Origin of the sequence: Campylobacter sp. BCW_4338 (assembly GCF_001763255.1) — a bacterium.
GTDB lineage: Bacteria > Campylobacterota > Campylobacteria > Campylobacterales > Campylobacteraceae > Campylobacter_D > Campylobacter_D jejuni.
This window is the reverse complement of record NZ_MJYJ01000016.1, coordinates 38631-50267: the sequence shown is the minus strand read 5'-3', so window position 1 is coordinate 50267 and position 11637 is coordinate 38631. Positions and strand designations below refer to the sequence as shown.

At 34.7% G+C, this 11637-nt stretch carries 6 protein-coding genes, 2 rRNA genes and 2 pseudogenes; all 10 read left to right on the top strand.

Translation table 11 applies throughout. The annotated features are described in order from the left end of the window. Positions 1-3: 3 nt before the first annotated feature. The 10 genes and pseudogenes from AJN69_RS01845 to AJN69_RS10585 all read left to right on the top strand — a co-directional run bounded on the left by AJN69_RS01845 (position 4) and on the right by AJN69_RS10585 (position 11632). Positions 4-3063: ribosomal RNA gene (locus AJN69_RS01845) — 23S ribosomal RNA — on the top strand. A 276-nt stretch (positions 3064-3339) separates the two neighbouring features. Continuing rightward, positions 3340-3456 (top strand): 5S ribosomal RNA (gene rrf / locus AJN69_RS01840). A 245-nt stretch (positions 3457-3701) separates the two neighbouring features. Beyond that, positions 3702-3944, top strand: coding sequence for a hypothetical protein (locus tag AJN69_RS09995; RefSeq protein WP_180365769.1), 243 nt, complete (start codon positions 3702-3704; stop codon positions 3942-3944). Continuing rightward, a complete protein-coding gene (locus AJN69_RS09990; protein ID WP_180365770.1) occupies positions 3941-4435 on the top strand; it encodes a hypothetical protein in 495 nt (164 codons plus the stop codon). Before AJN69_RS09995 ends, AJN69_RS09990 begins: the two co-directional genes overlap by 4 nt. Before the next feature lie 48 nt (positions 4436-4483). Then, a complete protein-coding gene (locus tag AJN69_RS09985; RefSeq protein ID WP_180365771.1) occupies positions 4484-4882 on the top strand; it encodes a hypothetical protein in 399 nt (132 codons plus the stop codon). A gap of 208 nt (positions 4883-5090) precedes the next feature. Continuing rightward, positions 5091-5882, top strand: a complete 792-nt coding sequence (locus AJN69_RS01830) for an HrcA family transcriptional regulator (protein ID WP_002880628.1) — start codon at positions 5091-5093, stop codon at positions 5880-5882. Further along, positions 5879-6409 (top strand): nucleotide exchange factor GrpE, encoded by a 531-nt coding sequence (gene grpE, locus AJN69_RS01825; protein WP_002790452.1) that lies wholly within the window; start codon positions 5879-5881, stop codon positions 6407-6409. Before AJN69_RS01830 ends, grpE begins: the two co-directional genes overlap by 4 nt. A gap of 21 nt (positions 6410-6430) precedes the next feature. Continuing rightward, complete coding sequence (gene dnaK, locus AJN69_RS01820) at positions 6431-8302, top strand: molecular chaperone DnaK (protein WP_002856760.1); 1872 nt, start codon at positions 6431-6433, stop codon at positions 8300-8302. Between the two features lie 132 nt (positions 8303-8434). Then, positions 8435-10344, top strand: a pseudogene (locus tag AJN69_RS01815) (N-6 DNA methylase). Then, positions 10341-11632 (top strand): annotated as a pseudogene (locus AJN69_RS10585) (restriction endonuclease subunit S). The pseudogenes AJN69_RS01815 and AJN69_RS10585 overlap by 4 nt, the downstream one beginning before the upstream one ends. Positions 11633-11637 lie beyond the last annotated feature (5 nt).

The window sequence follows — 11637 nt, the reverse complement described above, 5'->3', positions numbered from 1 at the left end:
AAAAGGTAAGCTACTAAGAGCGAATGGTGGATGCCTTGACTGGTAAAGGCGATGAAGGACGTACTAGACTGCGATAAGCTACGGGGAGTTGTCAAGAAGCTTTGATCCGTAGATTTCCGAATGGGGCAACCCAATGTATAGAGATATACATTACCTATATAGGAGCGAACGAGGGGAATTGAAACATCTTAGTACCCTCAGGAAAAGAAATCAATAGAGATTGCGTCAGTAGCGGCGAGCGAAAGCGCAAGAGGGCAAACCCAGTGCTTGCACTGGGGGTTGTAGGACTGCAATGTGCAAGAGCTGAGTTTAGCAGAACATTCTGGAAAGTATAGCCATAGAGGGTGATAGTCCCGTATGCGAAAAACAAAGCTTAGCTAGCAGTATCCTGAGTAGGGCGGGACACGAGGAATCCTGTCTGAATCCGGGTCGACCACGATCCAACCCTAAATACTAATACCAGATCGATAGTGCACAAGTACCGTGAGGGAAAGGTGAAAAGAACTGAGGTGATCAGAGTGAAATAGAACCTGAAACCATTTGCTTACAATCATTCAGAGCACTATGTAGCAATACAGTGTGATGGACTGCCTTTTGCATAATGAGCCTGCGAGTTGTGGTGTCTGGCAAGGTTAAGCAAACGCGAAGCCGTAGCGAAAGCGAGTCTGAATAGGGCGCTTAGTCAGATGCTGCAGACCCGAAACGAAGTGATCTATCCATGAGCAAGTTGAAGCTAGTGTAAGAACTAGTGGAGGACTGAACCCATAGGCGTTGAAAAGCCCCGGGATGACTTGTGGATAGGGGTGAAAGGCCAATCAAACTTCGTGATAGCTGGTTCTCTCCGAAATATATTTAGGTATAGCGTTGTGTCGTAATATAAGGGGGTAGAGCACTGAATGGGCTAGGGCATACACCAATGTACCAAACCCTATCAAACTCCGAATACCTTATATGTAATCACAGCAGTCAGGCGGCGAGTGATAAAATCCGTCGTCAAGAGGGAAACAACCCAGACTACCAGCTAAGGTCCCTAAATCTTACTTAAGTGGAAAACGATGTGAAGTTACTTAAACAACCAGGAGGTTGGCTTAGAAGCAGCCATCCTTTAAAGAAAGCGTAATAGCTCACTGGTCTAGTGATTTTGCGCGGAAAATATAACGGGGCTAAAGTAAGTACCGAAGCTGTAGACTTGCACACAACTTAGATTATTTAAGTTTAGAATATAAAAAAACTAAGTTATATGTTTTAAGTTATATTTTTACTGATTTTTATAGAGTAAAGATAGAAATAAAGCTTAGTAAAATCAGTAAAAATATTCTTGGTTTAAAGTTTAAGTAGTTTAAGTTGTGTGCAAGTGGTAGGAGAGCGTTCTATTTGCGTCGAAGGTATACCGGTAAGGAGTGCTGGAGCGAATAGAAGTGAGCATGCAGGCATGAGTAGCGATAATTAATGTGAGAATCATTAACGCCGTAAACCCAAGGTTTCCTACGCGATGCTCGTCATCGTAGGGTTAGTCGGGTCCTAAGTCGAGTCCGAAAGGGGTAGACGATGGCAAATTGGTTAATATTCCAATACCAACATTAGTGTGCGATGGAAGGACGCTTAGGGCTAAGGGGGCTAGCGGATGGAAGTGCTAGTCTAAGGTCGTAGGAGGTTATACAGGCAAATCCGTATAACAATACTCCGAGAACTGAAAGGCTTTTTGAAGTCTTCGGATGGATAGAAGAACCCCTGATGCCGTCGAGCCAAGAAAAGTTTCTAAGTTTAGCTAATGTTGCCCGTACCGTAAACCGACACAGGTGGGTGGGATGAGTATTCTAAGGCGCGTGGAAGAACTCTCTTTAAGGAACTCTGCAAAATAGCACCGTATCTTCGGTATAAGGTGTGGTTAGCTTTGTATTAGGATTTACTCCGAAAGCAAGGAAACTTACAACAAAGAGTCCCTCCCGACTGTTTACCAAAAACACAGCACTCTGCTAACTCGTAAGAGGATGTATAGGGTGTGACGCCTGCCCGGTGCTCGAAGGTTAATTGATGGGGTTAGCATTAGCGAAGCTCTTGATCGAAGCCCGAGTAAACGGCGGCCGTAACTATAACGGTCCTAAGGTAGCGAAATTCCTTGTCGGTTAAATACCGACCTGCATGAATGGCGTAACGAGATGGGAGCTGTCTCAAAGAGGGATCCAGTGAAATTGTAGTGGAGGTGAAAATTCCTCCTACCCGCGGCAAGACGGAAAGACCCCGTGGACCTTTACTACAGCTTGACACTGCTACTTGGATAAGAATGTGCAGGATAGGTGGGAGGCTTTGAGTATATGACGCCAGTTGTATATGAGCCGTTGTTGAGATACCACTCTTTCTTATTTGGGTAGCTAACCAGCTTGAGTTATCCTCAAGTGGGACAATGTCTGGTGGGTAGTTTGACTGGGGCGGTCGCCTCCCAAATAATAACGGAGGCTTACAAAGGTTGGCTCAGAACGGTTGGAAATCGTTCGTAGAGTATAAAGGTATAAGCCAGCTTAACTGCAAGACATACAAGTCAAGCAGAGACGAAAGTCGGTCTTAGTGATCCGGTGGTTCTGTGTGGAAGGGCCATCGCTCAAAGGATAAAAGGTACCCCGGGGATAACAGGCTGATCTCCCCCAAGAGCTCACATCGACGGGGAGGTTTGGCACCTCGATGTCGGCTCATCGCATCCTGGGGCTGGAGCAGGTCCCAAGGGTATGGCTGTTCGCCATTTAAAGCGGTACGCGAGCTGGGTTCAGAACGTCGTGAGACAGTTCGGTCCCTATCTGCCGTGGGCGTAAGAAGATTGAAGAGATTTGACCCTAGTACGAGAGGACCGGGTTGAACAAACCACTGGTGTAGCTGTTGTTCTGCCAAGAGCATCGCAGCGTAGCTAAGTTTGGAAAGGATAAACGCTGAAAGCATCTAAGCGTGAAGCCAACTCTAAGATGAATCTTCTCTAAGCTCTCTAGAAGACTACTAGTTTGATAGGCTGGGTGTGTAATGGATGAAAGTCCTTTAGCTGACCAGTACTAATAGAGCGTTTGGCTTATCTTTAATAAAGCATCACTTCCTTGTTAAGGTTTTTAAGAAAGCTTTGAATGTTTTATATGAAATATTTATATAAACATTATGTTTTTAAGCTAATAAAATCTTTCAAGTAGAGTTTGTATTAGAACTTGCTCTTAACATTGTTTTTTAAGTATTCTATATAAAAACTTATTAAAGATAAAAGATAAGTAAAGAAGAAAGAGAATAAAGAAAAAAATAAAGAAATAAAAGATTAAGCTTTATTTATAAATTAAATCTTTCAAAGAATATTTAAATAACAATGTCCGTGATTATACAGATGTGGAAACGCCTTGCTCCATCCCGAACCAAGAAGCTAAGCACATCGTGGGTGATGATACTACGCCTTACTGGCAGGGGGAAAGTAGCTCATTGCGGACTTGTTAAATGTCTTCATTGCTTACTTTATATATAAATCCTATGTTTATTTTTATTGTTGTTTTAGATGATGCTTAGAATTGTGTTTAAAAAAGAGTTTGTTGCTGTTTAGGGTTTTTAAGAGAATAGGGTGTTTTTAGGGGTTTGGAAAATAATAGAGGATAAAATTTAAAATTTTCTAAGTTAAAATTACGTAAAATATATTAACAATATTTTTGAAAAGATGTCGAAAATTTGAAGGCATCAAAATGGATTTTATAAAATTTCTTAATCATTTTCAACCCATATCTAAATCTTCTCAGCAAGCTAGTGTATACAAATCTTTTAAGTTGAATTTAAAACCAAATATTCTTAATGAAAAAGACGAAAATTCCTCTTCATTTCAAGAGCAAAAAACAGATGTAGCTCAAACTATGCTTCAAAGATTAGAAGATGAAAAAGTTTTCAATCAAAAGGTAAGTGATAAAGTAAAAAAGCTGAAAGAGGTATGACTACTATATATTTTAGAGATCCTATTACAAATAAACTCGTTCGTAGTGCTTTAAGTTCAACAGCCATCAATAAAATGGGGATTGAATTTGACAAAGAAGATATGACTAAAAGACTTGATGGATCATATATATTAAGTGGAAAAGCTGAAAATTTCGTGGCTGGATGGTATGCTGATATAGCATATACTAGAGCTTATGTGGCTAGTGATAGAAATAATGATAGATATTTAGAAGATTATGAACTTGAAGATACGAAAAGTGGTTTTGTAGCACAGGAAACAAATTTAGGACTTTTTGTGCAATCTTATACACAATTAAATGGTAGCGTGGATACTCTATTTGGTTTTGAAAAAGATTTTAGAGAAATGCGTCCAGATGATACTAAAGATATAGATTATGCTGGTAGAACTATAGGTTTAGAGCTTGATAAAATGATAAGAAAAGATGGAGATTTTAATGGAGAGCTTAGTTTTAGCGAAACTGGCATGTAAGCAGTAAAAACCAAAGCTCCAAATTCTGGATGGACTGAAAGCGTAGGTATGTTAACTTTAACTAAATTTAATCAAACTAATACAATAGAAATTAAAGATATCTTAGATAAATTAGGTAAAGGTGTAAAATATGATGATTTAAGTGAAGATGAAAAATCTCTACTTAAAATGCAATTATCTGATAAAATTTTTGATGAAGTTGAAGATAAAGAAACTGGTAATAAAAAACTTGTTCTTAATCTGGATAAATTTAAAATTTTCTATGAAGGTTTTGTGGATTTATTTAAACAAAGAAGTGCAAGAATGCTAGGTTTAAAACCTGAAGATGCAACTAAACTTAATTATGACAATCTTGGTGAAATTGTCAACGAAATGAAGCAAACTTATTTTGATACAAATTCTACAAGTTATGGAAAAATAGCTGATTTAATTAAAATTTGGGCTTAGTTTTTATAATTATCTTGTAAAGTGTATTGTTATTTTTATTTTGATATGTTGTATTCTTATAAAAAATCAACTAATAAAAGTTTAGTCATATAGACTAAATAAAATTAAGTATATTTTTTTATATTTATACTTGACAAAATAACACTCAATGTTGTATAATACTTTTAGCAATCAAAAAATAGAGTGCTAAAAATTTAAGGAAAGAGCTATGAAAAGCCGAGATAAAAAGGATTTGATTTTAGATTCCATCATCCAAACTTATCTTTTAGATAATGCTCCTATTGGTTCAAATGAATTGAATTTAAATCTTTGCATCCCTGCTTCAACTATACGCGTTTATCTTAAAAGGCTTAGCGACGAGGGGTTGATCACTCAGCTTCATATAAGTAGTGGTAGAATTCCTACTATTTTGACAATGCAAAATTATTGGCAAAGTTTTTGGAAAAAAGAACAAGATCAAGATATCAATATCAAAAGTGAGAATTTTTTAAAAGAGTTGAGCAAAGAATTTGAAATTTATTGTCTTGTTTATGGTGGTAGAAGCTTAGTACTTAAAGAAGTGCTTGATCTAAATGCTAAGTTTATAGTGCTTGATTTTAAAGAAGAAGAGCTCGTTTTAAAATATGAAAAAGAAGCATGGAATTTTTTACAAAGTCTTATAGGATTAGATCTTTTTAGTATAGAAAGAATAGCTTTGAGAGTTCATTTTATGGATCTTGTAGAAAAAATAGCTAGCTTAAGACAAAATTTGATTTGCTATAGAAGTAATGAAGAAAGAGCTTATCAAATTTATCAAAATGATGAATTTGTTAAGCTCTTAGATTGTGGAGTTCATCGTTATTTTAAAGAAAGTCTTGAATTTGAACCTTTATTTAAAGAAGGTTTTATGGGGCTTAAGGTGGATGCGCAGTTTTTGGGCGAAGATGTAAATATTATCTTAGCAGGTAGTGTTTATACGGATTATAAAAAAATATTACAATACATAAAGGAGGCGGCGTGAGCGAGCAAAAGCAAGAATTTGAAAACGAAAACGCAGAAAATTCTGAACATTTGCAAGATGAGAATTTGCAAAATATCGAAGATGTTGAGCAAAACAAATTGCAAAAAGACTATGATGAATTAAAAGACAAATATATGCGTGCAAACGCTGAATTTGAAAATATTAAAAAAAGAATGGAAAAAGAAAAGCTAAGCGCTATGGCTTATGCAAATGAAAGTTTTGCAAAGGATTTGCTTGATGTTTTAGATGCTTTAGAAGCAGCTATCAATGTCGAATGCCATGATGAAATTAGCTTAAAAATCAAAGAAGGAGTGCAAAACACTTTAGATTTGTTTCTTAAAAAACTTGAAAAGCATGGAGTAGCTCTTATCAAAGAAGAAAAAGAGTTTGATCCAAATTTACATGAGGCAATGTTTCATGTAGATAGTGAAAATCATCAAAGTGGTGAAGTGGTTACCGTGCTTCAAAAAGGCTATAAAATAGCCGATCGCGTAATCCGCCCAACCAAAGTTAGTGTAGCAAAATAAATTTTAAAAAAAGGATAAAAAATGAGTAAAGTTATAGGTATAGATTTAGGAACAACCAATTCTTGTGTTGCTGTGTATGAACGCGGCGAGAGTAAAGTAATCCCAAACAAAGAAGGTAAAAATACAACTCCTTCTGTGGTAGCTTTTACAGATAAAGGCGAGGTTTTAGTAGGAGATAGTGCAAAACGCCAAGCGGTGACTAACCCTGAAAAAACTATTTATTCTATTAAAAGAATTATGGGTTTGATGATCAATGAAGACGCGGCTAAAGAAGCTAAAAACAGACTTCCTTATCATATCACTGAAAGAAATGGTGCTTGTGCGATTGAGATCGCAGGTAAAATTTATACTCCGCAAGAAATTTCAGCAAAAGTTTTAATGAAACTAAAAGAAGATGCTGAGGCTTTCTTGGGCGAGAGTGTTGTAGATGCGGTTATTACCGTGCCTGCATATTTTAACGATGCGCAAAGAAAAGCGACAAAAGAAGCAGGAACGATAGCAGGACTTAATGTATTAAGAATTATCAATGAGCCTACTTCAGCAGCTCTAGCTTATGGACTTGATAAAAAAGATAGTGAAAAAATTGTGGTTTATGATCTAGGTGGGGGAACTTTTGACGTTACTGTGCTTGAAACCGGCGATAATGTAGTAGAAGTTTTAGCAACAGGTGGTAATGCTTTCTTAGGAGGCGATGATTTTGATAATAAACTTATTGATTTTCTAGCTAATGAATTTAAAGATGAAACAGGCATAGATCTTAAAAATGATGTTATGGCTTTACAACGCTTGAAAGAAGCAGCAGAAAACGCTAAAAAAGAATTAAGTTCAGCTAATGAAACTGAAATTAATTTACCATTTATCACAGCAGATGCAAGTGGGCCAAAACATTTGGTTAAAAAACTCACTAGAGCTAAATTTGAAGGTATGATTGATTCTTTAGTGGCTGAAACCATCACTAAAATCAATGAAGTAGTAAGTGACGCAGGTCTTAAAAAAGATGAGATCAAAGAAATCGTTATGGTAGGAGGCTCTACTCGTGTTCCTTTAGTGCAAGAAGAAGTGAAAAAAGCCTTTAATAAAGATCTTAACAAGTCTGTAAATCCTGATGAAGTTGTGGCTATTGGTGCGGCGATTCAAGGTGCGGTTATAAAAGGCGATGTTAAAGATGTGCTTTTACTTGATGTTACTCCGCTCTCTTTGGGTATAGAAACTCTAGGCGGGGTAATGACTAAGATTATCGAAAAAGGTACAACTATCCCAACTAAAAAAGAGCAAGTTTTCTCAACCGCTGAGGATAATCAAAGTGCTGTAACTATCAATGTTTTACAAGGGGAAAGAGAATTTAGTCGTGATAATAAATCTTTAGGAAATTTCAATCTTGAAGGAATTCCACCAGCACCACGCGGTATGCCACAAATCGAAGTTACTTTTGATATTGATGCAAATGGTATTTTAACTGTTAGCGCAAAAGATAAAGCAACAGGTAAGGCTCAAGAGATCAAAATCACAGGTTCAAGCGGACTTAGCGAAGAAGAAATTAATAACATGGTAAAAGATGCCGAACTTCACAAAGAAGAAGATAAAAAACGCAAAGAAGCTGTAGATGCTAGAAATGCAGCTGATAGCTTGGCCCATCAAGTAGAAAAATCTTTAAGTGAGTTGGGTGAAAAAGTTGCTGCTGCTGATAAAGAAAATATCCAAAAAGCTCTTGATGATTTGCGCGAGACTTTGAAAAATCAAAATGCAAGCAAAGAAGAGATTGAAAGCAAAATGAAAGCTTTAAGTGAAGTTTCTCACAAACTAGCTGAAAATATGTATAAAAAAGATGAGCCAAACACAGCCAATGATAAAAAGAAAAAAGATGACGATGTAATCGACGCTGAAGTTGAGTAATCTTTCAAAATCTTCATTCAAGCCTTGTTAAAAGGCTTGAACTCAATTCTATTTTATCTTATTTAATTTTTAAAAATTTTTTAGTAGTGATTTTATATAATATATTATTAATAAAAATATAAGGAACACATCATGGAACAAAGCCAATTCCAGCCTATTGTCAACTTTATATGGAGTGTGGCAGATGATTTGCTTCGTGATGTTTATATGAAGGGTAAATACCGCGATGTTATCTTACCCATGACAATCATAAGAAGAATTGATGCGGTTTTAGAGCCTACAAAAGATAAAGTTCTCAAAGTTTACAACACTTATAAAGATAAATTTGAAAATTTAGATTTTATACTAGGCGGAAAACAAGGAAACAACCTAGGCTTTTTTAATTATTCTCGATTTAATCTACAAACCCTTCTAAATGATCCAAAAAACATAAGAATAAATTTTGAAAATTATTTGGATTGTTTTAATGAAAATATCAAAGATATCATTTTAAAATTTAAATTCAAAAACCAACTTGACACCTTAGAATAATCAAACATACTTTTTGGAGTGATAGAGAGATTTTGCTCACCTAAGGTAAATTTCAGTATAGAAGATATCTTAGATGAAAAAGGAAATGTTATCCACAAAGGCTTAAGCAACCTTGGCATGGGGTATGTTTTTGAAGAGCTTATCCGTAAATTTAACGAAGAAAATAATGAAGAAGCCGGAGAGCACTTTACCCCAAGAGAGATTATAGAGCTTATGACTCATCTTGTATTTTTGCCTGTAAAAGAGCAGATCAAGCAAGGAACATGGCTTATTTATGATTATGCTTGTGGAAGTGGTGGTATGCTAACAGAATCAAAAGAATTTATCACAGATCCTGAAGGGCTTATACAGTCAAAGGCAAATATTTATCTTTACGGACAAGAAATCAATCCTGAAACTTATGCTATATGTAAAGCAGATATGCTGATAAAAGGCGAAGATCCAGATCATATAAAATTTGGCTCTACTTTAAGCAATGATCAACAAAACTTACAATTTGATTTCATGCTTAGCAATCCACCTTATGGTAAGTCTTGGGAAAATGATCAAAAAATTCTAGGCGTGGAAAAGAAAGGTTTAAATTCAACTTGTAATGATCCAAGATTTAGCGTAGGTATCACAAGCAAAAGCGATGGACAAATGATGTTTTTGCTCAATATGCTTAGCAAGATGAAATTTGACACCCATTTGGGTTCTCGTATCGCAAGCGTGCATAATGGAAGCTCACTTTTTAACTCAGATAACGGTATGGTAGCTATAAGAAAGCATATCATAGAAAACGACTATCTTGAAGCCATAGTCGCCCTACCTACTAATATGTTTTATAACACCGGCATTCCCACTTTTATATGGATCATCACCAACAAAAAGCCAGAACACAAAAAAGACAAAGTCCAGCTTATAAACGCTACAAATGAAGAATATTTTTCAAAAATGAAAAAATCTTTAGGCTCTAAACAAAATGAAATGACTAAAGAACATATAGAAAAAATCACTAAATTATTTTTAGAAAATGCAAGCAACAAAGATTGCAAGATTTTGGATAATGAAGACTTTGGCTATACTAAAATCATCATAGAAAAACCAAAAAGCATAGAATTTCTAAAAGATGATGAAAAATTTGCAAAACTAAAAGACAAAGATAAAATCTTAGAAAAATTACAAGAATTAGAACAAAATCCACAAGACTTTAAAAACAGAGAAGAATTTATCAAATTTTTAGGTGTAAAGCTTAAAAAAAGCGAAGAAAATCTCATCATCGATAGTGACAAAACCAACAATACTAAAAAATTCCACTCAAAACAGACATACAAAACTACTATGACATAGAAGTAAAGCCTTATGTAGCAAACTCTTGGATAGCGTGGGAGAGTGCAAGTGTGGGCTATGAAATACTTTTTAATAAATACTTTTATACTTATACGCCACCAAGAAAACTAGAAGAAATAAACAGCGAATTAGAAAAGCTAGAAAAAGAAGTGCAAGATCTTTTAAGAGAGATTATGCAGTGAGAGTTTTTAAAGATAGTGGCATAGAATGGCTTGGGGAAATTCCGGAGCATTGGCAGATAGTTCCTATTAGATATTGTTTTAATGAATTTAATGTAAGATGTAATGATAATAACTATCCATTGTTATCTGTAACTATAGCAAATGGTGTGGTTTATCAAAATGATATAACAAACAAAAAAGATACTTCTAATGATGATAAATCAAGTTGCAAAATAGTTCCTATAGGTGCAATAGCTTACAATAAAATGAGAATGTGGCAAGGTGCTGTTGGTATAAATATGCTTGAAAAAGGTATAGTAAGTCCCGCTTATGTTGTAGCTATTTCAAATAAACAAATAAATATTAGTTTTAGTTATTATTTATTAAAATCAAAAAATATGATTAGTGAATATGAAAAATATTCTTACGGACTTTGTTCGGATATGAATAATTTAAGATATGAAGATTTTCAAAATATTAAAATTCCACTTCCGCCCTTAAAAGAGCAAGAGCAAATTGCAAATTTTTTAGATGAAAAATGTGAAAAAATAGCAAATTTTATAGAGAAAAAAAGAAAAACTCATCACACTTTTAAAAGAACAAAAACAAACCCTGATAAATGAAACTATCACAAAAGGACTTGATAAAAATATAAATTTCAAAGATAGTGGTATAGAACATTTAGGGGAGATTCCACAACATTGGAAGATTGTGAAATTAAAATATTTAGGAAGCTTTCAAAATGGAATAAGTATCAATTCTGAAGCATTTGGAGCAGGATATCCTTTTGTTAGTTATGGAGATATTTATAATAATATTTGTATCCCTTATAATATTAAAGGGCTTGTGAATTCTACAGAAATTGATAGAAAAATATATTCTGTAAAACAAGGTGATATCTTTTTTACTAGAACTTCTGAAACTATTGATGAAATAGGTATAAGTTCGGTATGTTTAAAAACTATTGAAAATGCAGTATTTGCAGGTTTCTTGATACGCTTTAGAGCTGATAAAAAAGTTTTAGATAATAATTTTGCAAAGTTTTATTTTAGAAGAAGCTTTAATCAATCCTTTTTTTGCAAAAGAAAATGGTTTAGTAACTAGAGCTTCTCTTAGTCAAGAGTTGTTAGGTAGATTATCCGTTGTTATCCCACCCCTAAAAGAACAAGAGCAAATCGCAAAATTTCTAGATTCTGAAATTTCTAAAATAGATGCTATAATAGAAAAAACCAAAAAACAAATAAAACTCATAAAAGAATACAAAACCACACTCATAAACCAAGCTGTTTGTGGTAGGATTAACTTATAAAGGGA